Annotated in this window: 27 protein-coding genes; 10 read left to right on the top strand and 17 right to left on the bottom strand. The window is 61.9% G+C overall.

Annotated features, from left to right (window positions below; translation table 11 throughout):
• The first annotated feature begins 1 nt into the window (after nt 1).
• The 6 genes from BOP93_RS13560 to BOP93_RS13535 all read left to right on the top strand — a co-directional run bounded on the left by BOP93_RS13560 (nt 2) and on the right by BOP93_RS13535 (nt 5,696).
• Nucleotides 2-1,042: a WD40/YVTN/BNR-like repeat-containing protein gene (locus tag BOP93_RS13560; RefSeq protein WP_065933302.1), complete on the top strand. Its 1,041-nt coding sequence runs from the start codon at nt 2-4 to the stop codon at nt 1,040-1,042.
• 11 nt (nt 1,043-1,053) lie between these two features.
• The gene (locus BOP93_RS13555) at nt 1,054-1,512 is read left to right on the top strand and encodes a VOC family protein (protein ID WP_065885625.1); all 459 of its coding nucleotides are present in this window, start codon (nt 1,054-1,056) and stop codon (nt 1,510-1,512) included.
• Between the two features lie 15 nt (nt 1,513-1,527).
• Nucleotides 1,528-2,130 carry an amino acid synthesis family protein gene (locus BOP93_RS13550; protein ID WP_065885626.1) on the top strand — a complete coding sequence of 201 codons (603 nt, stop codon included), beginning with the start codon at nt 1,528-1,530 and terminating at the stop codon, nt 2,128-2,130.
• A 165-nt stretch (nt 2,131-2,295) separates the two neighbouring features.
• Nucleotides 2,296-3,903, top strand: coding sequence for a bifunctional 3-(3-hydroxy-phenyl)propionate/3-hydroxycinnamic acid hydroxylase (locus tag BOP93_RS13545; protein WP_104503028.1), 1,608 nt, complete (start codon nt 2,296-2,298; stop codon nt 3,901-3,903).
• A complete protein-coding gene (locus BOP93_RS13540) occupies nt 3,900-4,679 on the top strand; it encodes a 2-keto-4-pentenoate hydratase (protein WP_104503027.1) in 780 nt (259 codons plus the stop codon). Before BOP93_RS13545 ends, BOP93_RS13540 begins: the two co-directional genes overlap by 4 nt.
• 75 nt (nt 4,680-4,754) lie before the next feature.
• The gene (locus tag BOP93_RS13535) at nt 4,755-5,696 is read left to right on the top strand and encodes a helix-turn-helix domain-containing protein (RefSeq protein WP_104503026.1); all 942 of its coding nucleotides are present in this window, start codon (nt 4,755-4,757) and stop codon (nt 5,694-5,696) included.
• Between the two features lies 1 nt (nt 5,697).
• Here the strand turns inward: BOP93_RS13535 and BOP93_RS13530 are convergent, their stop codons facing one another.
• From BOP93_RS13530 to BOP93_RS13505, 5 genes are all read right to left on the bottom strand, one after another.
• Complete coding sequence (locus tag BOP93_RS13530) at nt 5,698-6,606, bottom strand: ABC transporter six-transmembrane domain-containing protein (RefSeq protein ID WP_065885630.1); 909 nt, start codon at nt 6,604-6,606, stop codon at nt 5,698-5,700.
• A complete protein-coding gene (locus tag BOP93_RS13525; protein WP_104503025.1) occupies nt 6,594-6,956 on the bottom strand; it encodes a hypothetical protein in 363 nt (120 codons plus the stop codon). The genes BOP93_RS13530 and BOP93_RS13525 overlap by 13 nt, the downstream gene beginning before the upstream one ends.
• A 300-nt stretch (nt 6,957-7,256) precedes the next feature.
• Nucleotides 7,257-8,348 carry an ATP-binding protein gene (locus BOP93_RS13515; protein ID WP_104503023.1) on the bottom strand — a complete coding sequence of 364 codons (1,092 nt, stop codon included), beginning with the start codon at nt 8,346-8,348 and terminating at the stop codon, nt 7,257-7,259.
• The gene (locus tag BOP93_RS13510) at nt 8,345-9,073 is read right to left on the bottom strand and encodes a response regulator (protein ID WP_065885633.1); all 729 of its coding nucleotides are present in this window, start codon (nt 9,071-9,073) and stop codon (nt 8,345-8,347) included. The genes BOP93_RS13515 and BOP93_RS13510 overlap by 4 nt, the downstream gene beginning before the upstream one ends.
• Before the next feature lie 167 nt (nt 9,074-9,240).
• Complete coding sequence (locus BOP93_RS13505) at nt 9,241-10,068, bottom strand: AraC family transcriptional regulator (RefSeq protein ID WP_104505286.1); 828 nt, start codon at nt 10,066-10,068, stop codon at nt 9,241-9,243.
• Between the two features lie 184 nt (nt 10,069-10,252).
• Here BOP93_RS13505 and BOP93_RS13500 point away from each other — a divergent pair, with 184 nt between their 5' ends.
• The 4 genes from BOP93_RS13500 (at nt 10,253) to BOP93_RS13485 (ending at nt 14,212) form a co-directional block, all read left to right on the top strand.
• Complete coding sequence (locus BOP93_RS13500; protein WP_104503022.1) at nt 10,253-11,392, top strand: tyramine oxidase subunit B; 1,140 nt, start codon at nt 10,253-10,255, stop codon at nt 11,390-11,392.
• A gap of 34 nt (nt 11,393-11,426) precedes the next feature.
• Nucleotides 11,427-11,849 carry a RidA family protein gene (locus tag BOP93_RS13495; protein WP_104503021.1) on the top strand — a complete coding sequence of 141 codons (423 nt, stop codon included), beginning with the start codon at nt 11,427-11,429 and terminating at the stop codon, nt 11,847-11,849.
• 58 nt (nt 11,850-11,907) lie between these two features.
• Nucleotides 11,908-13,200 (top strand): NAD(P)/FAD-dependent oxidoreductase, encoded by a 1,293-nt coding sequence (locus BOP93_RS13490; RefSeq protein WP_104503020.1) that lies wholly within the window; start codon nt 11,908-11,910, stop codon nt 13,198-13,200.
• A 157-nt stretch (nt 13,201-13,357) separates the two neighbouring features.
• Nucleotides 13,358-14,212: an alpha/beta fold hydrolase gene (locus tag BOP93_RS13485; RefSeq protein WP_104503019.1), complete on the top strand. Its 855-nt coding sequence runs from the start codon at nt 13,358-13,360 to the stop codon at nt 14,210-14,212.
• Nucleotides 14,213-14,784: 572 nt separating this feature from the next.
• Here BOP93_RS13485 and BOP93_RS13475 read toward each other — a convergent pair.
• From BOP93_RS13475 to BOP93_RS13420, 12 genes are all read right to left on the bottom strand, one after another.
• A complete protein-coding gene (locus BOP93_RS13475) occupies nt 14,785-15,609 on the bottom strand; it encodes a DUF4198 domain-containing protein (protein WP_104503018.1) in 825 nt (274 codons plus the stop codon).
• Nucleotides 15,610-15,617: 8 nt separating this feature from the next.
• Entirely contained in the window at nt 15,618-15,941 is a 324-nt protein-coding gene (locus BOP93_RS13470; RefSeq protein WP_065885639.1) for a hypothetical protein, read from the bottom strand.
• 28 nt (nt 15,942-15,969) lie between these two features.
• Nucleotides 15,970-16,944 (bottom strand): metal ABC transporter solute-binding protein, Zn/Mn family, encoded by a 975-nt coding sequence (locus BOP93_RS13465; RefSeq protein WP_237140354.1) that lies wholly within the window; start codon nt 16,942-16,944, stop codon nt 15,970-15,972.
• Nucleotides 16,941-17,846, bottom strand: a complete 906-nt coding sequence (locus tag BOP93_RS13460; protein WP_065933293.1) for a metal ABC transporter permease — start codon at nt 17,844-17,846, stop codon at nt 16,941-16,943. The genes BOP93_RS13465 and BOP93_RS13460 overlap by 4 nt, the downstream gene beginning before the upstream one ends.
• Entirely contained in the window at nt 17,843-18,523 is a 681-nt protein-coding gene (locus BOP93_RS13455; protein WP_237140353.1) for a metal ABC transporter ATP-binding protein, read from the bottom strand. Before BOP93_RS13455 ends, BOP93_RS13460 begins: the two co-directional genes overlap by 4 nt.
• A 23-nt stretch (nt 18,524-18,546) precedes the next feature.
• Nucleotides 18,547-19,479, bottom strand: coding sequence for a metal ABC transporter solute-binding protein, Zn/Mn family (locus tag BOP93_RS13450; RefSeq protein WP_104503017.1), 933 nt, complete (start codon nt 19,477-19,479; stop codon nt 18,547-18,549).
• Entirely contained in the window at nt 19,476-20,177 is a 702-nt protein-coding gene (locus BOP93_RS13445) for a DUF6162 family protein (RefSeq protein WP_104503016.1), read from the bottom strand. The genes BOP93_RS13450 and BOP93_RS13445 overlap by 4 nt, the downstream gene beginning before the upstream one ends.
• A complete protein-coding gene (locus BOP93_RS13440; RefSeq protein ID WP_104503015.1) occupies nt 20,177-20,665 on the bottom strand; it encodes a DUF6644 family protein in 489 nt (162 codons plus the stop codon). Before BOP93_RS13440 ends, BOP93_RS13445 begins: the two co-directional genes overlap by 1 nt.
• Nucleotides 20,666-20,696: 31 nt before the next feature.
• Nucleotides 20,697-21,185: a DUF6644 family protein gene (locus BOP93_RS13435; RefSeq protein WP_104503014.1), complete on the bottom strand. Its 489-nt coding sequence runs from the start codon at nt 21,183-21,185 to the stop codon at nt 20,697-20,699.
• Nucleotides 21,186-21,206: 21 nt separating this feature from the next.
• A complete protein-coding gene (locus tag BOP93_RS13430) occupies nt 21,207-22,697 on the bottom strand; it encodes an alpha/beta hydrolase domain-containing protein (RefSeq protein ID WP_104503013.1) in 1,491 nt (496 codons plus the stop codon).
• Between the two features lie 33 nt (nt 22,698-22,730).
• Nucleotides 22,731-23,513, bottom strand: a complete 783-nt coding sequence (locus BOP93_RS13425) for a hypothetical protein (protein WP_065933288.1) — start codon at nt 23,511-23,513, stop codon at nt 22,731-22,733.
• Between the two features lie 64 nt (nt 23,514-23,577).
• Nucleotides 23,578-23,970 (bottom strand): DUF6152 family protein, encoded by a 393-nt coding sequence (locus tag BOP93_RS13420; RefSeq protein ID WP_104503012.1) that lies wholly within the window; start codon nt 23,968-23,970, stop codon nt 23,578-23,580.
• Between the last annotated feature and the right edge of the window lie 110 nt (nt 23,971-24,080).

Below are 24,080 nucleotides of genomic sequence, written 5' to 3'. Positions count from 1 at the left end.
GATGAGTAACGGAACCCTTTTGGTCGCCACTGTCGGGCAAGCGGTGATTCGCAGCGCCGACGATGGCAAGACCTGGCACCGCCTGGGCCTGGGACAGGACCTCGAATTCGATGCGATCACCCGGTCCCTGAGTGTGCATCCCGACACCCCGGAGCGGATCTACGCCGGTACCGACGTGGGCTTGTGTGTCAGCCAGGACACCGGCGGGCATTGGCAGCGCATCGATTCGCCGTTCAACGGGCAGACCGTGTGGAAGGTGGCGGTCGACCCACAGGACGCCCAGCGGATTTTCGTCGGCACCGGCGCGCCGTCGCGTGCCGTGTTGTGGCGCACCCTGGACGGTGGCCTGAGCTGGGATCGCGCTCCGGTGGAGATCCCGGAATTCTGCGACGGCGTCAGCCGCCCGCGTTTGCTGGCCTTCGCCTATGACCCCACCGACCGCAACCAACTGTGGTTCGGCCTGGAAGAGGGTGGGCTGTTTCACTCCCGTGACGGCGGTGACAGCTGGACCCGCGTCGACGACCGGCTGCTGTGGGACTACAACTCGGACATCCACAACATTGTGGTACTGCCCAATCACGGTGAGAAAGTCATCGTGGTGGTTTGCGTCAATGCGGTCTACCGCAGCCTGGACGAGGGGCTGACCTGGACCGGCATTGTCGGTCGCGAAGCCTTCGGACTGTATTACCTGCGCGCCATGAACGCGCCGCTGGGCACGGAAAACGAGCTGTACCTGAGTATTTCCGATGGTACGCCAGGCACCACCAGCAAGATCCTGATATCCCGTGACGCTGCACTCACGTGGACCGTGCTGCCCCTGCCGCAACAACCCAACTCCTGCGTCTGGGCGATTGCCTTCAACCCGGCGAACCCGCGCCAGATCGTGGCGGGCACCAAGTATGGGCATTTGTTCACCTCCGACAATGGTGGCGATAGCTGGCAGAAGCACTGGCGCGAATTCAGCGAGATCGCAGATGTGCTCTGGACGCCTGCCGTGGCGCAGATCAAGGCCGGGCATCAATCCATCGTCAAGAAGAACTGAGGTAATCAGTGATGAAAGTCAAAATCCTTCGGACTCACTTATCGCTATTTGTGAGTGATCCTGATGTGTCGGCACTGTGGTACGCCGACATCCTGGGCATGCACGAAAGTGCCCGGGGCGAAAGTTGGGTCATGATGGCATTTGGCACCAAGCATCACGACATCGCCTTGATTCGTGCAGAACCGGGCGCCCACCAGGGCGGCCTGGGCCTGCAGCACTACGGATTGGAAATCGAAGGTGACATGACCACCTTGCGCCAGCTCTACGGCATGTTGCTGAAGAAGGGGGTGGAGGTGGTGAAAATTACCGATCATGAAATCGGCAACGGCCTGTATTTCAACGACCCCGATTGCAATCGTATGGAATTCTTTCTCGAGACCGAGCATGACGATGCGTGCGGCAAGGCCCGCTTCAAGGCCGCCCGCGCGCCGAGTCGCAACATCACGCTTGATCCCCTTGACCCGATTTGAACTGAGGTTCACCTGATGAAAACCGCGAATTTCGCCAGCTATCACATCCGCAAATGGTACAGCTTCGTCGAAGAAACCCTGGCTAACGAAAGTGGCCAGTTGGCCGATGGCGAACCGGTGTTCAAATACGCCGTGGCCGCCGTGATCGCCAACCCGTACGCCGGCCGTTACAGTGAAGACCTTGCGCAATTGATCGAGCCGTCGCCGTTGCTGGGCGAAGAGTTCGGCCGGCGCATTCAGGCCCTGGCCGGTGCCCGCAAGATCGAAAGCTACGGCAAGGCTATCCTGGTAGGTAGCGCGGGTGAGTACGAGCACGGCAACGCGTTCCTCACCAACCCGGCCGCCGACCCGATCCGCGTTGCCCTGGGCGGTGGCAAGTCGTGGGTGCCGTCCACCGGCAAGCGTGGCGGCCCGGGTTCGACCATCGACGTGCCGCTGGCGCACAAGGATGCACTTTACGTGCGCTCGCACTACGACACGTTCTCGGTGACATTCGGCGACGGCCCTTCGCCGGATGAGCTCGTCGTGATCTGGGCCTTCGCCACGCGTGGACGTCTGCATGCACGCCTGGGCGGGCTGAAAGTAGAAGATGTAAAGGGCCTTGACGGCCTGCACTGATAAAAGCACAGCAATTGTAGGAGCGAGCTTGCTCGCGAAGAACCCACAGGCGCCGCGTTCGCTCAGCGAGAACGCGTTATCGTTGAAGTTTTTCGCGAGCAAGCTCGCTCCTACAGAAAGGCCGATGCCGGACCTCACTCACAACAAAAAAAGCGGTGAATAGCGATGAAGCAGGAGAAAACCCAGGTTGTCATCGTGGGCGGTGGCCCCAACGGCATTACGGCCGCGCACTATATGGGAATGTACGGTATCGACTGCATCGTCCTTGAACTGGCCGATGGCATACTGCCTTATCCGCGTGCCGTGGGCATGGACGATGAGGCATTGCGTGTGTTGCAGGGCATCGGTATCGCCGAACTGGCGGTACGCGACATGATTTGCGATGTGCCGCTGCGCTACTACAACGCGCGCGGCGTGTGTTTTGCCGAGGTCAAGCCAAGTGCTGCGCAATACGGCTGGCCGATGCGCAATATTTTCATGCAGCAACTGCTCGAAGGCACCTTGCGCGAAAACCTTGGACAGCACACCAGTGTCGAGTTGCGCCAGGGGCATGAACTGCTTGAACTTGAGCAGGACGGGCAGGGCGTGACGCTGCAGGTGCGCGGCGCCGACGGCGAGCTCTACCAGCTCCAGGCCGACTATGCGATCGGCGCCGACGGCGGCCGCTCCACGGTGCGTAAAAAACTCGGCATTGAACTGCTGGGGTTGACCCATCCACGCAAATGGGTGGTGGTCGATACGGCCAACGACACGCTGGACGCACCCTTTACGGCCCTGCATGCCGACCCGCAGCGGCCCTTCGTGTGCATCTACTTGCCTTACCAGCAGCGGCGCTGGGAGTTCATGCTGATGGAAGGCGAGGACGAAGCGAAAATGTGCGAAGAGGCGACGATTCGCAAGCTGATCCACGGGCATATCGGCGACGCCGTCGACCAACTCAACGTCATTCGCATTCGTGCCTATACGCACCACTCGCGTGTCGCGGCGCGCTTTGTCGAAGGGCGTGTGGCACTGGTGGGTGATGCGGCGCATATTTCCCCGCCCTGGGCCGGGCAAGGCCTCAATTCCGGCCTGCGCGACGTGGCCAACGTGGCCTGGAAGCTCGCGGCGATCATCCAGGGCCGGGCGGCGCCATCGATCCTGGCCAGTTACGACCAGGAGCGACGTGGCCACGCCACCGAACTGGTCGCCCTGGCCGACAATATGGGCGCTGTCCTTGGCTTGACCAACCCGCTGATGGCCGGCGTGCGCGACTGGCTGTTCCAGGCCGTCAACAGCGTCGACAATCTGCGCTCGCACTTGCTGGAGTTCAAGTTCAAACCCAAGGCGACCATCACCAAGGGGCTGGTCCATCACGAGCGGGCCGAATTGCGTGAGGATGACCTGGTCGGGCAACTGTTCATCCAGCCCAATATCGAAGACGCCCAGGGCCAGCGCCGGCGCCTGGACGAAGTCCTCGGCAACGGCTATGCCGTGCTGGGTTATCGAGTGAACCCGCGCGAACACCTCAGCGAACCGATGGCCGAGTATTGGGCTCGTTGGGGCACGCGTTTCATCCAGGTCAATCGGTCGCGCAGCGGCGTGGGGCGTAACCAGCCGCTGACGGCCAACGACGCCGTGAGTGTGGAGGACGTGGATAACCGCTTGGGCGAATGGTTCTCCAAGGTGCGTGACTGCATCGTGGTGGTGCGTCCGGACCGTTTTGTCGCGGCGATTACCACTCCGGAGCGGCTTGATGGGGTACTGCGCAAGCTGGCGGAGCAACTGTCATGAGCGGCGCCAACGCGTTGCTCGTCGAACTGGACGAGGCCTTGCGCAGCGTCCAGCCCATTGCTCCTTTGGCGCCCGAAGCGCTGGACCGGCTGGAAGGCTACGGTCTGCAGCGCCAGGGGCTCGTGCGGCGCCAGGCCGACGGCGAACGGTTGAGCGGCTGGAAGGTCGCCTTTGCCGGCCGCGCGGCGCAAGCACGCTTCGGCCTCGACGAACCGGTGTACGGCGGCCTCACCACGGTCATGCAGGTCGAGCCGGGCAGTGCGGTGTCACTCGGGCGGTTGATCCAGCCCAAGCTTGAGATCGAACTGGCGTTCGTCTTCGGGCGCGCGCTGGAACCGGGCGACTACGCGGATGAGGAGATTCTGGCGGCCATCGCCCAGGTGGCGCCAGCCTTCGAAATCGCCGACTGCCGCTGGCAAGGCTGGCGTTTCGGGCTTGGCGCGTTCCTGGCCGATAACGCTGCCGCCGCACTTTACTGTGTAGGACCGCAGGTGCCGTTCGACCCTGTGCGGCATGCCTGTGTGGCGTATCACCTGGAGCATGAAGGTGTGTATCTGGGCAGCGGCGATACCCAGGACCGTGAAGACAGCCCCCTGTTCAACCTGTGCTGGCTGGTGCGGCGCCTGCTGGCCGATGGTCATCGCGTGGAAGCCGGGCAGGCGGTGCTCTCCGGTGCGCTACTGGCGCCGATGGATATTCAACCGGGCACGTATCATTTGCACATGCTTGGCACGGAACTGGCTTTGGTGTTCCAGGCGGGCGCTGCGCCTGCGTAACGCCAACCGATGTCACGGATGACTGAGCCCCCTTCAGGCCAAATGCAAGTACCCGGCGGCCGAGGAATGACGAATATGCTCGCTGAAGTCCGAACCTTCAATGACTCTCAACAGCACGCCGGCTCGATCCAGGGTTGGCAGCAGGTGTATGACCAGCTTGGTCGCGGCTGCCTGACCAGTGAACTGCGGCAGTTGTCCGGTGATCGCTTTCAGATCTTCCAGGAGGTGCTGGACAAGCGCGTGGTGCAGCATGGCCGCTCGCCCCAGGGCCGCTTGTGCGCCGCCATGTCGCTGGGCAACCCTCCGGTGGTCCAGGGGCAAAGGGTAAGCGCGCAAAGCGTGGTGCTGCTGCGTGATGCAGAAGAGTTCGTATTGCATGCGCCGGAAGGTACGCATTTTTTCGCGTTCAACGTCGATGCCGTGCGTTTCGCCAAGCTGGCGGCCTTCGAATTATCCAATGAGCAACTCAAACGTTTGACCAGCGTGCCCGCGCTTAACGTGGATGAAACGTTACTGCAGCGCATTCGTCAGCGCATTCACCCCTTGTTTCGTCACTTTCTGCAACACGCCGACGCCATCAACCCGGCGTCGGAAAAAATCCTCGAAGACGAACTGCTCGGCGCCTTTCTCGATCTGTTCAGCCATGCCAGCGATGAAGTCCGTTGCCGGCGTGGCAATTTTGCGGTCAGCGCCTATCTGGTCAGGCGCAGCCAGGAATTGATCATCGCCAGTGGCGATACCCCGTTGAGCATCCTGGACCTGTGCGAACAGTTGCGTGTCAGTCGCAGGACGCTGCAGAACAGTTTTCAGGCGGTAACCGGTATGCGGCCGGTTGAATACTTGCGCAATTTGCGCCTCAACGCGGTCAGGCGACGCCTGATCGAAACCTGCCCAAGCCAGAAAAACGTCGGTGATATCGCCGTGGCCATGGGCTTTTTTCACCTGAGCCATTTCGCCACGCATTACCGCGAGCTGTTCGGTGAATCGCCCTCCGAAACGCGCAGGTCACCGCGCTGAATCACGCCAGGCCTGGGTCCACGCGCTTGCCGATATCCTTGAGCCGCGCCAGTTGGTCGATCATCGAGGGGGCTTCATCCAGGCAACTGACGAAGGTCCACAGGTAGGTCATCACCGCATAGATATGCCCGGCTTTCACCGCTGGCGCCAAGGCCAGTTGGGTGATCGCGACCACGAACAGCAGCGCCGCCAGAATGCCGATGGACAGGAACGCCACGGCTTCACGGTCCGACAGCCAGATGCGCAGCCGCGACAGCACCTGATAGTGGCGGTGCAAGGTGTGCGCACCGACCGTTTCCACCAGGCCGATTTCCTTCTCCAGTCGATTGTTCAGGCGTTCATGCAAGCGTTGGTTGCGTCGCGCAAAACCCGGCATGAGCGTGACGCACAGCAGCAGCGCCAGCAGGCAGGCCAGGCCGACCCAGGGCTCGATCACCAGCAGCATGCCCGCCGCCCCGACGATTGACACCAGCGCGGTGGCGATTGTCGGCACGTGCTTTTCAAAAAAGTCGACGAAATCCCGTGCCAGCACGACCCGCGCCGCCGCCTTGGAGGTGCTGTGGCGCTGCAGGCGCTGGTTGAGAATCACCGGCACCGCAAGGTCGGCGTAGATGCGCGTAAAGGTCCGCGTGTCCAGCGCCCGCCGCGCCGCGCCGACCACCCAGAAGCCGAGGACCACGGCGGCATACCACAATGCACTGGCGGCATCGCCGCGGATGATCGAGTCCACGGCAAAGCCTGCGAACAGCGGGTAGGCCAGCAACAGCGCATTTTCCAGTGCGACAAGCGACAAGGTGCCGAACAATTTACCGGGGTAGGCCCGGGCGATGGCCTTGAGCGTCTGGCTGGCGGATTGCTGCCCCAGCTTTTTACTTTCTTCGAGCAGAATCGGCGGTGTTACGGATGCCATGGTGCACCTGTGGCGCGCGTTGCGCGGTGATGATCGTCGCGGGAGATGCCCAGCCGATAACGTGCTTCGTCGGTCATCAATAACAAGTCGGTCTGGACTTCTTCGATGATGATTTCCAGGGTGATCAAGATGCAAATGGCCGGCGCCATCAACAGCCAGTGATAATAGGACTGAGTGATCAGCGACGCACCTACGCCCAACAGCCACAACGCCAGGACACACGACGGCGCATGCCTTTGCAGCGGAATCCAGAAACGCTGCAACTTTCTGAGTTTGAACGTGTAGAGCATCAGGGATGCTTCCAGTTGTTCAAGGGCGATAGCGTTCCCAGCTGAATGCAGTGCAGGCATAACAGTTATCCACGGTAGAGCGTTAAACAAGCGGGCCAGGCGTTACACGATGCGGGTGTTCGCTGCCTGGGGTTGAAGGTCCGGCAGCATTTGATTGAGCCAGGCGAGATTGACTGCTTCGACTTCCACCCAGTTACCCGGGCTTGGCGTTCCTTCGCAACTCATGAAAGCGATACAACGTCCGTGTATATCCAGTAAGGCAAAGTGCCGATATTTAGTGGCTCTTTTGAATAGGGAAATACAGAAGCGCATGCCATCACCTTGGTGGGTGCTAATAAAGCAAACGTTGCTTTACGCTTGTCAGGATTCAATATTCAAAGTGGTTGTCGTTGGCCAACTGAGTTCAAATAAAGTGCCGCCATTTACACGTGTTCGACAGGCCACGGCGCCGCCATGGGCCAGTGCAATCGAACGCACCACGGCAAGGCCCAGGCCACTGCCGCCCTGGGCACGGGAACGCGAACTGTCGCCGCGTTGAAACGCATCGAAAATAAGCTCGGCGAACGGTTCGGCGACCCCCGGCCCCTCATCCGCAATCCTCAGGAAATGACCGCGCTCGTCACTGCCGAGCTGAACGCTGACCTTGCCCGGCGTGGCATGCCGGCGCGCGTTGTCCAGCAGCGCCAGCAATGCCTGGCGGATGCGGGCAGGGTCGCAGTTCACGGGGCCTTTGCGCAGGTCCAGCAGCAGCACGAATCCGGCAGCGTTCAGGCTGGGTTCGAACAGCCGCGCTTCGGCCTCCAGCGCATCGGACAACTCGACCTGCTGGATTTCAAGTTTCAGGTAGCCGTTATCCCCCATGCCCACGACACGCAAGTCTTCGACCATGCGCGTCAAGCCTTCGACCTGGCTCAGCAGGCTGTAGAACTGCGCGGTGTCCGGCTCGAATACGCCCTCGGCCAACCCCTGCAAACGGCCACGCAGGATCGTCAGCGGGGTGCGCAGTTCATGGGCAATCGCGGCGTTCCAGAAGGCTTGTTCTTCGGCCATGCGTTTCAATCGGTTCGCCATGCTATTGAAGTCATTCACCAGCCGGGCGGCTTCGCCCGGAGAAACGTCGGGCGCCACTGCCCGTGCATCCAGGTCGCCGTCAGCCAGGCTGCGCAGACTGGCCGCCACCGAGTTCAGCGGCATGAGAATGCGTCGGGCCAATTTGACGGCCACCGCCACGCCGACGCCCAGACTGATGCTGGTGATCAAGCCCATCCAGGCCCATTCAACGCCGCTGGGCAGCCATTCATCCGCCTCCAGCTCCAACTGCGTCGGCGGCGACAGCGCCCACAGCAACGAATAGAACACGTAGGTGCCGACGACCGCGAGTGCGATGACGCAGAGCACCACGGCAGTCATCGACAAGATAATCTGGCGGCTCATGCCGCTGCCGACGTTCATGCCTGGCTCCCGAAGCGGTAGCCGACGCCACGGATACTGGTCGGCACGCCGCGCAGGCCGAGGTCTTCGATCTTGCGGCGCAGCTTGCTGATATGGCTGTCGACCGTACGCTCCAGGCTGTCGCTCTCGGGGGAGCAGAGCACCAGCAGTTCGGCTCGGCTGAACACGCGACGCGGCGACTTTGCCAACTGCGCGAGCAACCTGAATTCGGTCACCGTCAGCTGCAACGGCTGTTTTCGCGTGCCGATGCGCACGCTCACCTCATGGTTGTCGATATCGATCTCGAAGGGGTCGACGCGCAGCACACTGTGGCCGCCGCCATGCCCCTGGTCGGCGCATCGACGCAGCACGGCCTGGACCCTGGCGATGACTTCCGCCGGGTTGAAGGGTTTGACGATGTAGTCATCGGCGCCTATGCGCAGCCCCATGAGCTTGTCCATGTCCTGATCCTGGGCCGTCAGCATGATCACGGGCGTGTTACCGCGATGACGAACTTCGGCCAGCACCATCCAGCCGTCCAGCTTGGGCATCAGCACATCGAGCAGCAACAGATCGGGCTTGAGCGTCTGATGCAGCTCCAGCGCGCGCCGCCCGTCCTGAGCATGCGCGGTTTTAAAGCCGGCGCGCTTGAGGTAGGCCGAGAGGATGTCGGCAATTTCCGGCTCGTCTTCGGCGATCAGGACCAGTGCCTGGTTGGAGCTCGATGCAAGGAGTGATTCAGTCATGGTGTGCTCGGTCGATGTGCTGGGCGGTGTCTCAATGCTGCAACGGCGCGCAGGCGTTCAGCAACGGATAGGATGATGCCTCGTCAGCATGCACGTTCAGCGTAGGATTTATGGAGAAATGATGGAGGCGCTGAATATTTTTTTCGGCGAGGGCAGGGGACAGGGATTCAGGCGAAGCAGATGCGGTCGTTATAGGCGTTTCGCAGCATTTTGCGTTGGTATTCGCAGGGCGTGGTACTGACCAGTTTCTTGAAGTCGCGCAGGAAGTGCGACTGATCGGAAAAGCCCAGATCCAGGGCCAGTTCCGAGAACGACACATCGTGTTGGGTATTGAGGGTTTCCAGCGCCGCCTGGCAGCGGATGATCCGGCAGAAGGTCTTGGGCGACAAGCCCGTGTCCTGGCTGAACTGACGATGAATGGTGCGGCTGGTGTAGCCACTGAGGTGTTCCAGCTGCTGGATGCGCAGGTCGCCGCGATGGGCGAGCGCCTGTTGAATGACCATGGCCGTCAACTTCGAGGTCCTGCCCATCAGGCGCGGGATCAGATAGTCGTTGAACAGCTTCATTTGCTCCTGCAACTGCGGGGCCTGGACGATGCTCTCGAAAATGCGCTGAGCAAACGCAGACACCTCCAGCAGGTCCCATTCCCGTTCGGTCAGGTCCTCGGCCATTACGGTGATAAAGCCGGGAATCACCCCCGGCGAAAAGCGCACGCCAAAATAATGATGACCCTGCAGCAACTCCACGCGCTGCGCCACCAACGGCGTGCCGCAAATCCTCACGCTGGGGCGCGTGGGGTCACAGTCGAACACGATGTCCACACAGCCATCCGGAACCGCCAGCAGGTCGGCCGAGTGGGCAACGTCGAAGGCGTAAAAATGCGAGATCGCCGGGTGATCCGAAGGCATTACCGAATAGCGCGATGAATTGAGTACGAACCAGGGTTGTTCGTATGCAGTGTGGTGCTTCAGCGTCGGCGCAAACAGGTTGACCATGACCGGACCTTCAAAGGGCGTTATGCGCGAATAATCACGCATTTATCGCGCCAATTCCTGCGCGCGGAATAGATGTCGATGTCCGAAATTTACAATACCGCCCAGGTTCGCCCGCTGATACTCAAGGTCGATAGCGTGGAGCCGCGCCTACCGCGGTGATATCACCTTCAGTCCGAGAATAATTATGTCCATTACTACAAAAATAGACTTCATCTACTTGTCCGAGCAGGACATGATCCGCGCCGGCGTGACCGACATGCTCGCCTGTGTGAACACCATGGAAGAGATGTTCGCGCTGCTGTATAGCGGCGACTATCGCATGGCTGGCCCGAACAACGATTCCCACGGCGCAATGGTGATATTCCCGAAGGAATCGCCGTTCCCGAACATGCCCAAGCCCACCGCTGACCGGCGCATGATGGCGATGCCGGCCTACCTGGGCGGCAGTTTCTGCACCGCAGGCGTCAAATGGTACGGCTCCAATATTGCCAACCGCGACAAGGGCCTGCCTCGCTCGATCCTGATGTTCACCCTCAACGACCCCGACACCGGAGCACCGTTGGCGCATATGTCCGCCAACCTGCTGTCGGCCTATCGCACCGGTGCGATCCCCGGTGTGGGCGCGCGCCACCTGGCGCGCAAGGACTCGAAAGTGGTCGGCCTGCTCGGCCCGGGCGTGATGGGCAAGACCACGCTCGCCGCATTCATCGCCGTTTGCCCATTAATCGATACCTTGAAAATCAAGGGCCGTGGCGAGAAGAGCCTGAATGATTTTCTTGCCTGGGTGAAGGACACCTACCCGCAGATCACCACGATTAAAGTGGTCGACAGCCTCGAAGAGGTGGTCCGTGATTCCGACCTTGTTACTTATTGTAGCTCCGGTGAGACGGGCGACCCCTCAAAGTACCCAATTGTGAAGCGCGAGTGGGTCAAGCCGGGTTGCTTCATGGCGATGCCGGCGGCCTGCTCGCTGGACGAAGGCATGGAGCGCGCCGACGTGCGCAAGGTGCTGGACAACACCGGCCTTTACGAAGCCTGGTTCGAAGAACTGCCCAAGCCTGCGCACCACAACGTGCCGGTGATTGGCGTGCGGTTCATGGACATGATCGCCGAAGGCAAGATGCAGCTCCATGAGCTTGAAGACATCGGCAAGATCATCGCCGGCGATGCCCGGGGCCGTCGCAACGATGAAGAAATCATCATCATGTCGGTCGGCGGCATGCCGGTCGAAGACGTGGCCTGGGGCACGGTGGTGTACCGCAATGCGATCGAAAGAGGCATCGGCGTGAAGTTGAATCTGTGGGAAACCCCGGAGCTGCGCTGAGCCATTCCTTTTTACAACTGACGAGACCTTCGACATGACAAAAATCATCAAGCTCAAGACCGGTTCCCCGTTTGAAGATCAGGCCAGCTATTCGCGCCTGGTGGTGGTGGACAACTGGATCTATGTGTCCAACACCGCCGGCCGCAACCCGCAAACCAAGCTGATCCCCGAAGATATCCTCGAGCAGACGCACCAGGTGTTCGCCAACATCGAGTCGGCCTTGAAGGCAGTCGATGCCAGCCTGGCGGATGTGGTGTGCTCGCGGGTGTTCATCCAGGAGCCCAAGGACGTGCCGGCGGTAATGGCCTTGATCGGCGAAAAGTTTCGCGGCGTCGACCCGGCCAGCACCGTCACGTGCCCGCCGCTGGGCTCGACGGTCTACAAGGTGGAACTGGAAGTGACGGCTTATCGCAACGCTTCCAAGGCGCAAGTCGAAGTCATTCGCCTGTCGCAGTAACCCGTTATGCGGCCGTGCGTGTGCGCGGCTGACCTCTATTGCTTATCGAGTCTTGATCATGGCCCCGACGATTGCGCCCGTGAATACGTCCACCGAGTTTCCCACTGCGACCAGCGTCGTCATTATCGGCGGCGGCATCATTGGCCTGACGGCTGCGCTGACGCTGGCCGAACGCAATATTCCGGTAGTGGTGCTGGAAAAAGGCCGTATCGCCGGCGAGCAGTCCTCACGCAACCTGGGCTGGGTGCGCAAGACCAGCCGCCACGCACACGATATCCCGCTGGCCCTGGCCGCAGACCGCTTGTGGGCACAAATGCCTGAGCGTGTGGGTGCGGATGTGGGCTACCGGCAAGAGGGCATCATGTTCGTCGCCCGCAACGACACGCAGCTGGCCATGCATGAAGGCTGGCTCAAGTCGGTCGACCACCTGTCCCTTGATTCTCGGATGCTGAGCAAACGCGAGATCGAACAGTTGGTGCCGGGCGGCGCGGGCAATTGGTCCGGCGGCATCTACACGCCGTCCGACGCGCGTGCGGAACCGACACTGGCCAGCAGCGCGATTGCCAAGGCCGCGATGGCCCTGGGCGTGGTCATCATCGAGCAGTGTGCGGTGCGTACGTTGCAGATGTCTGCCGGCAAAGTCAGTGGCGTGGTCACGGAAAAAGGCGAGATCCGCTGCGACCAGGTATTGCTCGCAGGCGGTATGTGGTCGCGGCGCTTCTTGGGTAACCTCGGGGTGTCATTGCCGACCCTGGCCTTGACCTGCTCGGTGTTGCGTACCCACCCGATGGAGGGCCCGACGGAAATTGCCGTGGGTGCACCGGACTTTTCGTTTCGCAAACACAAGGATGGCGGTTTCATCGTTACTCAGCGAGGCAAGCTGGACGCTTTTCTGACCCTCGATCACCTGTTGCTTGCCAAGCAATACATGCCGCAATTTCGTGCGCAGCGCAGCGTGTTGAACGTGTCGCTGGGCAAGTATTTTTTCAACGACCTGGCGCTGCCCAGGCGTTGGTCGGCCGACAGCATCAGCCCGTTCGAACGTGTACGCATGCAAGACCCCGCCGCCAACCCGCGGCTCAACAATGATGCGATGAACAACCTCAAGGCGGCCTGGCCGGTATTCGAGCAAGCCCGGATCGCCCAAAACTGGGCCGGCACTATCGACGTGACTCCGGATTCCAACCCGGTAATAGGCCCGGTCGCACAGATTCCCGGCCTGACCGTGGCGACCGGTTTTTCCGGGCACGGCTTTGGTACTTCACCGGCGGCGGGTCACCTGGCGGCGGATATCGTCAGCGGGCACACCCCCATCATCGATCCAAGCCCTTATCGCTTCGATCGTTTCTAAGTCGACCCAGGCCCCTGATGCCACTGTAGGAGCGAGCTTGCTCGCGAAAAACGTCAACGATAACGCGTGCTTCCTGGATGCATGCGTCGCCTGTGCGTTTTTCGCGAGCAAGCTCGCTTCTACAGGAAAATCTTAACTGTACTTACGGAGCAAACCCATGTCCCCAGACAGCCGCTTTTTCATCAATCGCACCGGCTTGCGTTTGCATTTTCTACGGTGGGGCGACCCGAGCGGCGTGCCGCTGGTGTTGTTGCATGGCTTGCGCGCCTATGCACAGACCTGGGAGTCGCTGGTCGAGGCCCTGGGTGCCGGTTATTGTGTCTACGCGCTCGACCAGCGCGGTCGCGGCCTGAGTGACTGGGGCCCGGCCGCGAGCTATCACACGCAATCCTATGTCGAGGACCTGCAGGACTTCGTCGCCCATGTCGGCTTGCAGCGCTTCGTGTTGCTGGGGCATTCGCTGGGCGGCGCCAATGCCCTTGAGTACGCACGGCAGGCACCGGGACGCTTGATGGGCTTGATCATCGAAGACATCGGCCCCGGGTCGTCGAGCCAGGGCGACGGTGCGGCGCGCATCCGCCGCGAGATGAACCAGACCCCCCTGCGGTTCGACGACTGGCAAGCCGCCCGCGCTTTCTGGCAAGCGTCCCGCCCGGGCTTGTCGGAGCAGGGCCTGGCGTCACGCCTGGCGCATTCGATGAAGGAGAGCGAGGGCGCGATCATTTGGCGCCACGATCAGCAAGGCATCGCCGAGGCGCGCCTGAGCATCGAACCGACGGACTTGTGGCCGGCGGTGCGCGCCCTGGATTGCCCGACCCTGTTTATCCGCGGCGCACGCTCGGACTTTTTGCCGGCGGCAACGCTGCAAGCGATGCGCGACTGCAATGCACAGGTGCGCACCGCCGAAGTCGCGGACGCCAGCCATTATGTACATGACGATCAAGGCGATACGTTCAACCGGCTGGTCATCGACTTCCTTGAGAGCCTGGCGACTTCGGCCCCGTCAGCATAGGTATCTATTTACAGCGTTCCTGGCCCAAATGTGGGAGGGGGCTTGCTCCCGATGGCGGCCTCAGAGCCGACCAGGATTTTGAGTCGATCCTGGCTCAAATGTGGGAGGGGGCTTGCCCCCGATGGCGGCCTCTGGGCCGACCAGGATGCTGGATCAGTCGAGTACATATCCGTTTCTGCGGTAACGGCCACTTAGGGTTCCGCCCTGACGGCGGCTCACTTTTGAAAAGCGCAAAAGTAAGCAAAACGCTCTTGCCCCACCACTCGGCACCTCGCTTAGGCTCGGTGTGCCCGAACGCAGGCTTGAATCCGTGGGCCGCCGCCACGCGCCATCCATGGCGCGGGGCGGCTAACCCGGCGTCCTGCCGGGTTGCCCACGGATTCAAGCCTGCGTTCGGCCAGCGTGGTTTAACGGGGCGCCTGAGATCAAAAGCCAGATCAAGATCAAGAGCGACTCGCTTCGCATCGTGGTTACGGTGGGCGCTACATCGACACAACATCCTGGTCGGCTCTGAGGCCGTCATCGGGGGCAAGCTCCCTCCCACTGGCTGTGTCAGCGGCAACTGAAGCAGGTTATTTCATGTCCTTGACCTGCACCCACAGCACCGCATCCTGAGACAACGGTTTGCCCTTATAGGTTTTGGTCGAACCGACGTTAAGCGCTGCAATGCCCCACCAGCCTGCCCGTGGCAGGCCGATCGTCACGACACCCTGGGCGTCCGAATACGTACTCAAGGATTTGAATGAAGCCTGGGGCGCCTTGACATAGTCCTGCTGGCCAAAGGCGTTGTTCTTGATGTCGACAGAATGGTTGACGTACTCGATCTCTATTTCGGCGAACGGCACGGGTTTGCCGTCCGCCAGCACCACGCCTCGGAACACACCGCCCGTCCAGTTTGCATACGGCTTGTTGAGAGGTTGAATCTCGACCGCCAGCCCCTGGGGCTCCGACCAGTCGCCGGGGACGCCGCCCACGTTCACGATGAGTTTGGTGAACTGCTGGATGTAGACGCCTTCCTCGTTTTCCAGATACGGCTCAGGTTCGAGTACGAAAATATGGTCGCCCAATGAGCGCACCAGCTCCCGTGGAATCGACGCGCGGTAGGAGGCCGCCGGTTTATCGCGACTTTGCCATTGCACAGGGTGCAGGTACTGGCGCAGGTCGGTTTTTTCTCCGCCGTGGGCGCCGACAAGGTTGAACGCGCGGGGCTCGCCCATGTTCATCGTCGGCCCGCCGGAGAACGGGTGCGTGAATACGATCGCGAACTCCAGGTCGGCCGCACGTTGCAGCGCCGTTTCGTCGAGGTAGAGCATCTGGAAGTGGGCTTGCGCGGCGCAGGTCACGCCCCCGAAGGTCGCGGCGGCAAGGGCTTGAAGCAATCGTCGTTTGATCGGCATGGTCGATTTCACTGTGTAATGTCGGAAGACTGGATCGTGGCGCCGTGGTTTTCGCCGCCTATGAACTCAACGGAGTACGCGCCGGTGGGGGCCTTGAAGGTGTAGGTGTTGTCTTTGTCGACCGTGCCTTCGAGCAGCAGCTTGTTGCTGGTGTCCTGGACATGGATTTTCTTGCCCACGGCGGAACTGCCGTCGGTAAAGCCCGCTTCACACTTCACCGTGTCATCGTGCTCGATATAGCAGTCAAACACGGGGCCATGGGCCAGGGCGGCCTGGCAGAACAGCAGTGCACTTGCCAGCAGGATCGGGTGGGTCAGATTTCGCGGTTTCATAGCGTTTGAGTCTCCATGGTCAAAGTGATCACTGGGGCGTGGCTGCTTGAACGCCAGCGAAGGCCGCGAGCAACGCGTCCAGGTTCGAACTCAGCAGCGCCTCGTAGCTGCTGGCGGTGTTGGCGAGCAGGCCGGGGTTGCCGATATCCAGGATCAGCAGGCGTGCGCCGCCGTCCTCGATGGCCTTTACAATCCCGGCGTCAGGCGCCCACTTGTGGACCACCACGCGGATATCACGCTCGCGCAGGTAGCGGCTCAGGGCGCTGCGGTCAGCGTCCGTCCAGTCGATGTCCTGGCGCACGAACCAACCGTCCACATACACGCCGAACTCGCCGAGCAGATACACCGGCTCGCTGCTCAGCGACAGCACGCGCAGGTCCGGCACTTTCAGCAGCCGGTCGCCGTAATCAGCCTTGAGTTGGCGTATGCGGCCGTCGAGCGCGGCGAGGTTGCGAGTGATCCGGGGCGCGTCGCTCGGCGAGAGGCGTGCCAGGTCGGCGGCAATCAGCGCGGACATGCGCATGGCATTGATGGGGCTCAACCAGGCGTAAGGCGAGGGGCCCGCTTCGGCGTTACGGGCGCCGGCCCAGGGCACATCGTTCGCGGGCACGCGTGTGACGGCCACGCCGGGCTTGAGGCCGTCCCATGAATGCGATGCATCGATTTCGACGATCCGCAGGTTGTGCCGACGGGCCGTCGCGTACAGCGGGTCGGCGCGCCACAGGCTGCTCAGGGTGACCACGGCGACGGCATTCTGGAACACGGCGGGGTCCAGGCGTGACAGTGCGTTGGCCTGGCTTTCCATGGGCGTGGCGGCGTCCAGCGGTACACGTACGACCTCGATGTGTGTACCTTCGCCGAGCGCCGAGGTGAGCGCATACACCGCCGGCAGGGCGACCAGCACTCGTTGCTGGTCGACCTGCGCAAAAGCCGACGGCGCGACGCCCGCCAGCAATGCCAGCAGCACCAGGCAAGGCCGAACAAATGAGTTGAACCGTGTCATACGCTGGCCCCTCTGAATTGCGGCGCGGTGCCGCGAATGATGGTGGTAAACACGAACACCAGGGCCGCGACGATCACGATGGCGCCGCCCGTGGGGACGGGAATATGGAACTGCATCGGTGCCAGGATTCCGACCACGCAGGAAAAGGTCGCAATCACCACGGCCCACGTGACCAGGCCCGGCAGAGAGCGGCTGATGTTGCGGGCGGCCGCTGCCGGTATCAGCAGCAGGGCCTCGACCAGCACGGCGCCGATGATCTTCAGGCAGGCGACCGTGACCAGGGTGACCAGCACCACGAACAGGTACTCGACGCTGCGCACCTTCACGCCGCGCGCATGGGCCAGGCTTGGATTGAGGCTGGAGAGCAGCATGCCGTTGTACAGCGGCAGCCCGATCAGGGTGCAAATCACTGTCACGCCCAGCAGGACGTTCATGTCGGTGTGGTCAACGGCCAGGATCGAGCCGAACAGCACACCCTCCATCACATGGGTGTTGATTTTCGCTGACACGAACAGCAGCAACGAAGCACCGACCGCCAGGGAGATGGAGAGGAACACGCCGATCAACGTGTCATTGGCCAGGGTGGTGCGGTGCTGCGTGTACTTGAGGGTCAGGGCAAAAAGCAGGCAGAAGCCGAACATCGAGAAGTACGGCGAAGTGTAGGATTCGCCGATCAGCACGCCGATGGCCACGCCGGTCATCGCTGCATTGCCCACGGACTGGCTGAAGAACGCCATCCGTTTGATCATTACCATCGAACCCAGCACACCCAGCAACGGCCCGATCAGCACCGAGCACATCAACGCATTGATCACGAACTCGTATTCGAACGGTTGCGGCAACAGGTGGCTCGCGGCAAGCGCCTGGAGGTGGTCTCGGATAAAGTCGTAAAAGGCATTCATCGAATGACCTCCAGTCGGCTGTCGATCTGGTCGGCGGGGCCGTGATACAGCACCCGCTGGTTGATAACGGTCACCGATTGCGCGATGCGCTTGACCTGCTCGAGGTCGTGGTTGATCCACAGGATGGTCACCCCACGGCCGTTCAGTTCGGCCACCAGCGCCTCCACCAGGCGCACACCGGCCTCGTCGATCCCGGCGGTCGGTTCATCGAGGATCAACAGCCACGGCGCCGGGCTGATCGCCTGGGCCAGCAGCACGCGCTGACGCTGGCCGCCGGACAGGCTGCCAAACGGCTTTTTACCCATCCCCGCCATGCCGGTACGCTCCAGGGCCTGGGCATTGGCCGCCTTGGCCGCGCGGCTTGCGCCCAGGAAGGCGGGGCGGCGTTGACCCAGCAGGGCCATGAGATCGTTGACCGTCATCGGCACGTTGCGGTCGAAGTCGGGCAGTTGCGGGACATATCCCAGGGGCGTGGTGAATGGGCCCTCGAGCCGGATCGCGCCCGAATGCGGCATCTGGCCCAGCAGCGCACGCACCAGTGAGGTCTTGCCGCCGCCGTTGGGGCCTACCAGGCAATGCAACGCGCCGGCTTCGATGCGTATGTTCACCTGATCGAGCACCTGCGTGCCGCCCAGGCGCAGGGAGACGTTGTCGAACACAATGGCGGGGCCGCGCATCGCGTGTTCCTCTCTCAGCGCGTTCATTGCTGGGTGTACTTAACGGCTTGCGCCAGGGTCTCGAGGTTTTCGCGCATCGCCACCTCGAACTCGTCCGCGCTGTAGGTATCGCCGGTGATATGGGACAGGGCGAACACCTTCACGCCGGTGGCCGCTTCGATGGGTTTGGCCAGGTCCAGGGAGAAGTTCTTCTCGGCGAACAGCACTTTGACGTTGGCCTTCTTGATCGCCCCGATGGTGTTGGCCAGTTGGCGTGCCGTTGGCGCGACGCCGTGGCGCGGCTCGATCACGGCGCTAACGAACAGGCCGAACTCCTGCATCATGTAGTCGTAGCCGGCATGGGTCGTCGCGCAGCGGAACGAAGACAGGTCCAGTGCGGCGAAGCGTGTCATGAAGCCTGCGCGCAGCGCGCGGATACGGCCGGCATACGCCAGGGCGTTTTTTCGATACGCGGTAGCGTTGTCCGGGTCCAGTTCACCCAACCGGCGCGCGATCTCGAACACCTGTTGTATCGCCGCCGTGGTGGAGACGAACGTGTGCGGATTGACCACCTTCACGCCTTCCTGGTCGCCGCCGATGGGAATCAGCGCCACCGTGGCATTGGCCTGGATAATCGGCAGGTTTTCCGTACGGCCGGCGGCCTTGATGATCTGCGAGGCCCACTCATCGTGGCCGATGCCGTTGACCACCAGCACATCGATATTCATTGCGCGGGTGATGTCATCGGGCTGCGGCTGGTAATTGTGCGGGTTGGCCTCTGCCGGGATCAGGGCAATGACCTCTGCCCGATCGCCGACGATATTGGCCACAAAGCTGTAGTAGGGATGCAGCGTGATGCCGACCCTGAGCTTCTTCGCCGACGCAAGAGCCGGGGCGGCGAGCGCGATGGCGGGTATCAATACCAACAGCGCGATGCAACGGCGCCACAAGGCGCGGTGTTTCGTGGCAACAGTCATGGCTGGGTTCCTTTAACGCGTTCGATTTCGCTGGCGCCGTCGTACGGGATGACTTGCCGCCATCCCTCGCCGACCAGGGATTCAGGCTTGACGATGGCGGGGTAGGGCGCGTTCGGGTCACGGTGGACCCAGATCGTCGCCTGGTTGGCCCACATCACACCGGCATGGGCATGCCCGATGATCAGCAGGTAAGCGCTCTGGCCCGGCGCGTGGCCGGCTGAGCCGTAATAGACCGTCGCACCCTGGCCCAGGGTGGCTTTGGACACGTCGCTGACGGTTGGGTCCGCCACCGTGGCATCGTCCTCAGCGCCCTTGTGAGCCAGGTGGGTGCCGGGCAGAACCAACTGCCAATGCACCTCGCCATTGGCCTTCCAGAAGGCATCCTGGTAGAAGGGCGGCAGCAACAATTCCTGGGCACGCTCCAGGCTGACCCAGCCGCCGGTGTCGTTGTTGTCCCAGATGATTTCTTCACCGGCCGGCAGCAATGCGCTGTGAATGGCCTGATCGACCGCACCCAGGCCATCGAAGGAACGCACCTGCCAGCTCAACGGGGTGGGCGGGCCGACACGTTCGGGGCGCAGCAGCACATAGCCTGCCACGCTGGTGATGACGGCCAGGGTCGCCAGCACCAGGGCCAGCGACTCCCATCCGCCGGAGCGTGGGCGCACCTGCGTGATTGCAGCGCTCGGGCGCGCCATCAGAGAAACGCAATCCAGCGGCCGAGGAAGACCACGCCGGCCCACAACAGCAACGAGCTGAAGCCGGCGACACGCGCCTGACGGGGCGGCGGCAGCGTGGTGTCCCATTCGGCAATGCGGCGAAAGGCGCCCAGATGGAAAACCGCCATGTTGATACCTGCCAGCATCAACAGGCCCATTTTGAAAAGGAACGCGGTGTTCTGCACATACGTCGTGCCATTGGCGCAGAACATCAGCAGACCGGTGATCACGCAGGTCACGAATGCCACCCAGGTGTAGGGCAGCAAATCCTGAATCAGCTTTAATGCGCCGCGCCGGTGGGCGGTCACGCCAAGCAGGCGCAAGTCCACCACGGCGATGGTGCCGTAGACGATGGCAATGCCGATGACGTGCACCGATTCAAGCATCGGAAAAGCCGAGCCTGATTCGCGAATTAACGTCGCGACCGAGGTGTCCTGGACAGCTTGCAGCAGGGGTTGGATATCCATGGCGAGTACCTGAGAACTTGGTTGAAAACGCTTAGATCGTGTAGGCGATCCAGCGACCGCAGATGATCACGACGCACCACAGGCCGATCGACAGCCAGGCAAATGCCTTGACCGGACGTGACGCGTCGTCCTGGTCTGCAGGGCCTGCGGGGCGCAGCAGGGGGCGACGTAGCAGCCAGGTCAGGCCGAACGCCGTCACCACCAGGACCATCTTCAGCCAGAATGTGGAGTTGACGAGCACCCGGTCGGGCTCGGCGATGATCATCACCAACCCGGTACACAGCAGGACGATCAGCGCATTGCGCATCCACGGGTAGTAACGGCGTACGACGCCGCGCAAGGGCTCATCGCCGGCGAACACCCCCGCCAGGCGTAGATCGGAAATCAGCGCCGAGCCGAAGAGCACGGTGATGGCGATGATATGAATGCTCTGCACGGTGGGGATCACCCACAGGATGTCGCGGATCGCAGTGCTCAACGGTGACGCGTAGATCCAGGCAATGATGAGTGAAGATGACATCGGCTTTTCTTCCGCAGTGGGTTAGAAATCTTGAGGGGTTGCGATCGGATGCAGGCCCGCCGCATCCTCCGGCAGCAAGTACCCTTCCTTGATCGAAACGGCTTTGGCGTCTTCGAATTTCTGTGCGTAGCGGCTGAAGTTTCCATAGCGCTTGCCCAGCACTTCTTTGGAATACGGCACCTTGGTGTCGTAGATCAGCCCGCAGCCGGTCTCTTGATCGGTGAGGTAGCTGGCGCTGGGCACCTGGACCCACGGCGGGCGCACCCCGCCTTGCAGGTTGCCGGTAGCGGGCGCACGGGCGACCGCCTTGCCGTCACGTATCACCCGAGGCGCTTTGGGCATCGGTTTACCGTCACGCACCCATTGGTCCATGCCATCGAGCAGTGCCGAGACCACCAATTCAACCGGTTCGTCATACAGCGTCCGGCAGCGTGGGTCGTCGCCCTTGCCGACGTCGGCAGCGAGCTGTTCGGTGTGCTCGGTGCCAAGGTCGGCCAGGCGCAGGTGGGGCATACCGGTGACTTCGTAGTAGCGCAGTTGCGGGGAGTCGGTGTCCGGGGGCGTGGGGATGCCTTCGATCACGTCGTGCAGCAGTTCGGACTGGCTGAAGACCGTCACGAACGGCACGCCTTCGGGCATCTGGCGGGGCACTCGGATCACGTCGCCGCCCACTTCTCCGTAGGCCATGCGGCCGGTCATGTAGGCGTCGATCAGCGGTGTGTCGTCGGGCATGCGCCATTGCTGGTGACGGCCCTGGTCGAGATAGTCCATCCAGACTTGCGCGGTGACGGCCCAGCTATTCACATAGACGCGCTGCACGTCGAGGCCTTCCAGCGGGCTCTGTGCACCGTTGGTTTTAAGCAGCAACGCCAGTTGCGCGCCGATGCCCTGGGACTGCGGCACAAACGGATCGGGCGCGGCGCCACGCGTGAAGTGTGCCGGGTCGTAGTAGGTGCCCAGCGGCGCATAGCGGGCAAAGTCGAAGCGGCGCATGAACTCGAAGTTCACGATGCGCCCGTACTGGGCGATCTGCTCGGCTTCGGCCGCCGGGGTATCGGAGATGAACTTGGGGTCCACCTGCGGCTTGTTCACATTCAGCGTGTACCCGACATAGGCGTAGCCGCGCCGCAGCAGGTAGTCGCGGGTCAGGATCCAGCCCGCGGCACGTTCGCCAAACCAACTGAACGGCTCGATCACCACCGTGCCATTGAAGCGCGCCGGGTCCGCTGGTTTGCGCACCAGAATGCGCGTGGTGTAAGGCGCTTCCAGCACGGTTTTGCCGGCGGCGGTGATGGCCGGGGCAACGCCTTGAAGGTAGAACTCTTGCTCGATGTAGCCGTAGTGATCGAGGTCACTGTATTCGGTGCCCGGGCGTGTCGCCGACGACAGCGGCGCCTTGTCGGACGGCGGTACCGCGATCGCCGTGGGCATGTGCGGGACCTCGGCGAGGGCGTTCGCTGCGATGAACAGCGACAGCACCACGCAGAGGCTCAGGGGTGTCAGGCGTTCCATTCGTAAAGCTCCAGCAGGAGATGGGGGGTGGTTTCACTCAAGGCTCAGGGATGCCTTGCCCTCGCTGTCGATCACGATCTGGTTGTTCTCGCACACGTACTCCTGGATGGCGTAGTTGGAGCGCTTGTACTCAAACGTGAAGCGATATGGGGTATTGAGTACCTGCGGGTCTTCGATCAGGACCTGGTTTTCCAGGTGATCGGGGCCGCGCAACCGGATGCGTTCAGTGATCTTCATCGCCGGCCCATGGGGCACGTCGTAGAAAAGTACATCGGTGCGCACGCGCTGGGTCTCGACCACCAGCGTGTCGCCTTCCCAGTGGCCACGTGAATGACCTTGATACAGCGGGTCGAGCTTTTCTATTGGCGGCATGGCCTGGTTCAACAGAATCCGCCGCACCTGCTGCAGGTACTCGCCGAGGACGATCACTTGCTTGTCGTCGTGAATGATCTGGATCGGGAAGAGGGCTGCCATCATGGTCGGCATGCCTTCAGGCAGGCACTTGGAACTGGTGGTGGCAATCGGCGTCCCGGCTTCGTTGGCCACCGCCTGTTTTTTCTTGAGCTCAACGTACTCGGCGGCGTAGGGCGCCTTGAGGTCCATTGGGCCACCGGGATGCACGGGGTCGTCCGGGTTCTCGCCGAACCAGTCATCCGGGGTTCTTTCCCAGGTACCGCTGATGTCTGGCCGCTTGGCTACGCTGTGCTTGTCGGTTTGGGGTTTCGACGCTGTCGCGGCGCTGCTCATCCCGGTGAAGGTGACGAGCACCACCCCGAGGAAAATCATCGCTGTGCGGGAAGTGAGTGCTGATTTCATTGAAATGTCTCCACGTTGCTGGTTTGCCCAGTTCTGTTATTGCCGCATTCGCGAGAGGTTGGGTTCAGCCGCCACCCGAGAGCACCACGTCACCGATCTTGATCTCCACCAGCAGCCCGCCGGGTTCACCGTTCTTCAACGGTTTGAAGGAGACTTCGGCGTTATCGCCAGCCTTGATCGAGTCGGCTGTCCAGCCCGTGCGCTTGAGCGCGTTGACACTGCCCGTCTCGATCTTGAAGCGCTGGGCCGGCGGGCCGGGGGCATCAACGTAGATCGTGATGTGCGGGTTGGTCCAGGCGAAGCGCTCGACCACGCCCTTGATCGTGAGCGTCTGGGTCTGGTCGAACAGCGCGAAAGAGTGGTGGGCACTGGCAACAGGCGGCAAGGCACTGCAGGCGATGAGGGTCAGAAGACAGAGCCCCTGACGGAACAACGGGAAACGTGACGAAGGGGTCATGACGGGCGCCTCGATTTTTATGGTTCTTATGGGCCCAGCATAGGGCGCTCGCGCCCACAGGCCATATCCCAAAACGGCAACCATTGAATCCGTTGAGGGCGTGCCTGCAC

Origin of the sequence: Pseudomonas orientalis, from assembly GCF_002934065.1 — a bacterium.
Lineage (GTDB): Bacteria > Pseudomonadota > Gammaproteobacteria > Pseudomonadales > Pseudomonadaceae > Aquipseudomonas > Aquipseudomonas orientalis_A.
Note: the sequence above shows the minus strand (reverse complement) of the source record. Positions and strands in the feature narration are given on the sequence as shown.

Excerpts from the sequence above, each read along its gene's own strand:
- BOP93_RS13560 (WP_065933302.1), top strand. The coding sequence starts at position 2 with ATGAGTAACGGAACCCTTTTGGTCGCCACTGTCGGGCAAGCGGTGATT.
- BOP93_RS13555 (WP_065885625.1), top strand. The coding sequence starts at position 1,054 with ATGAAAGTCAAAATCCTTCGGACTCACTTATCGCTATTTGTGAGTGAT.
- BOP93_RS13550 (WP_065885626.1), top strand. The coding sequence starts at position 1,528 with ATGAAAACCGCGAATTTCGCCAGCTATCACATCCGCAAATGGTACAGC.
- BOP93_RS13545 (WP_104503028.1), top strand. The coding sequence starts at position 2,296 with ATGAAGCAGGAGAAAACCCAGGTTGTCATCGTGGGCGGTGGCCCCAAC.
- BOP93_RS13540 (WP_104503027.1), top strand. The coding sequence starts at position 3,900 with ATGAGCGGCGCCAACGCGTTGCTCGTCGAACTGGACGAGGCCTTGCGC.
- BOP93_RS13535 (WP_104503026.1), top strand. The coding sequence starts at position 4,755 with ATGCTCGCTGAAGTCCGAACCTTCAATGACTCTCAACAGCACGCCGGC.
- BOP93_RS13530 (WP_065885630.1), bottom strand. The coding sequence starts at position 6,606 with ATGGCATCCGTAACACCGCCGATTCTGCTCGAAGAAAGTAAAAAGCTG.
- BOP93_RS13525 (WP_104503025.1), bottom strand. The coding sequence starts at position 6,956 with ATGCCTGCACTGCATTCAGCTGGGAACGCTATCGCCCTTGAACAACTG.
- BOP93_RS13515 (WP_104503023.1), bottom strand. The coding sequence starts at position 8,348 with ATGAACGTCGGCAGCGGCATGAGCCGCCAGATTATCTTGTCGATGACT.
- BOP93_RS13510 (WP_065885633.1), bottom strand. The coding sequence starts at position 9,073 with ATGACTGAATCACTCCTTGCATCGAGCTCCAACCAGGCACTGGTCCTG.
- BOP93_RS13505 (WP_104505286.1), bottom strand. The coding sequence starts at position 10,068 with ATGGTCAACCTGTTTGCGCCGACGCTGAAGCACCACACTGCATACGAA.
- BOP93_RS13500 (WP_104503022.1), top strand. The coding sequence starts at position 10,253 with ATGTCCATTACTACAAAAATAGACTTCATCTACTTGTCCGAGCAGGAC.
- BOP93_RS13495 (WP_104503021.1), top strand. The coding sequence starts at position 11,427 with ATGACAAAAATCATCAAGCTCAAGACCGGTTCCCCGTTTGAAGATCAG.
- BOP93_RS13490 (WP_104503020.1), top strand. The coding sequence starts at position 11,908 with ATGGCCCCGACGATTGCGCCCGTGAATACGTCCACCGAGTTTCCCACT.
- BOP93_RS13485 (WP_104503019.1), top strand. The coding sequence starts at position 13,358 with ATGTCCCCAGACAGCCGCTTTTTCATCAATCGCACCGGCTTGCGTTTG.
- BOP93_RS13475 (WP_104503018.1), bottom strand. The coding sequence starts at position 15,609 with ATGCCGATCAAACGACGATTGCTTCAAGCCCTTGCCGCCGCGACCTTC.
- BOP93_RS13470 (WP_065885639.1), bottom strand. The coding sequence starts at position 15,941 with ATGAAACCGCGAAATCTGACCCACCCGATCCTGCTGGCAAGTGCACTG.
- BOP93_RS13465 (WP_237140354.1), bottom strand. The coding sequence starts at position 16,944 with ATGACACGGTTCAACTCATTTGTTCGGCCTTGCCTGGTGCTGCTGGCA.
- BOP93_RS13460 (WP_065933293.1), bottom strand. The coding sequence starts at position 17,846 with ATGAATGCCTTTTACGACTTTATCCGAGACCACCTCCAGGCGCTTGCC.
- BOP93_RS13455 (WP_237140353.1), bottom strand. The coding sequence starts at position 18,523 with ATGCGCGGCCCCGCCATTGTGTTCGACAACGTCTCCCTGCGCCTGGGC.
- BOP93_RS13450 (WP_104503017.1), bottom strand. The coding sequence starts at position 19,479 with ATGACTGTTGCCACGAAACACCGCGCCTTGTGGCGCCGTTGCATCGCG.
- BOP93_RS13445 (WP_104503016.1), bottom strand. The coding sequence starts at position 20,177 with ATGGCGCGCCCGAGCGCTGCAATCACGCAGGTGCGCCCACGCTCCGGC.
- BOP93_RS13440 (WP_104503015.1), bottom strand. The coding sequence starts at position 20,665 with ATGGATATCCAACCCCTGCTGCAAGCTGTCCAGGACACCTCGGTCGCG.
- BOP93_RS13435 (WP_104503014.1), bottom strand. The coding sequence starts at position 21,185 with ATGTCATCTTCACTCATCATTGCCTGGATCTACGCGTCACCGTTGAGC.
- BOP93_RS13430 (WP_104503013.1), bottom strand. The coding sequence starts at position 22,697 with ATGGAACGCCTGACACCCCTGAGCCTCTGCGTGGTGCTGTCGCTGTTC.
- BOP93_RS13425 (WP_065933288.1), bottom strand. The coding sequence starts at position 23,513 with ATGAAATCAGCACTCACTTCCCGCACAGCGATGATTTTCCTCGGGGTG.
- BOP93_RS13420 (WP_104503012.1), bottom strand. The coding sequence starts at position 23,970 with ATGACCCCTTCGTCACGTTTCCCGTTGTTCCGTCAGGGGCTCTGTCTT.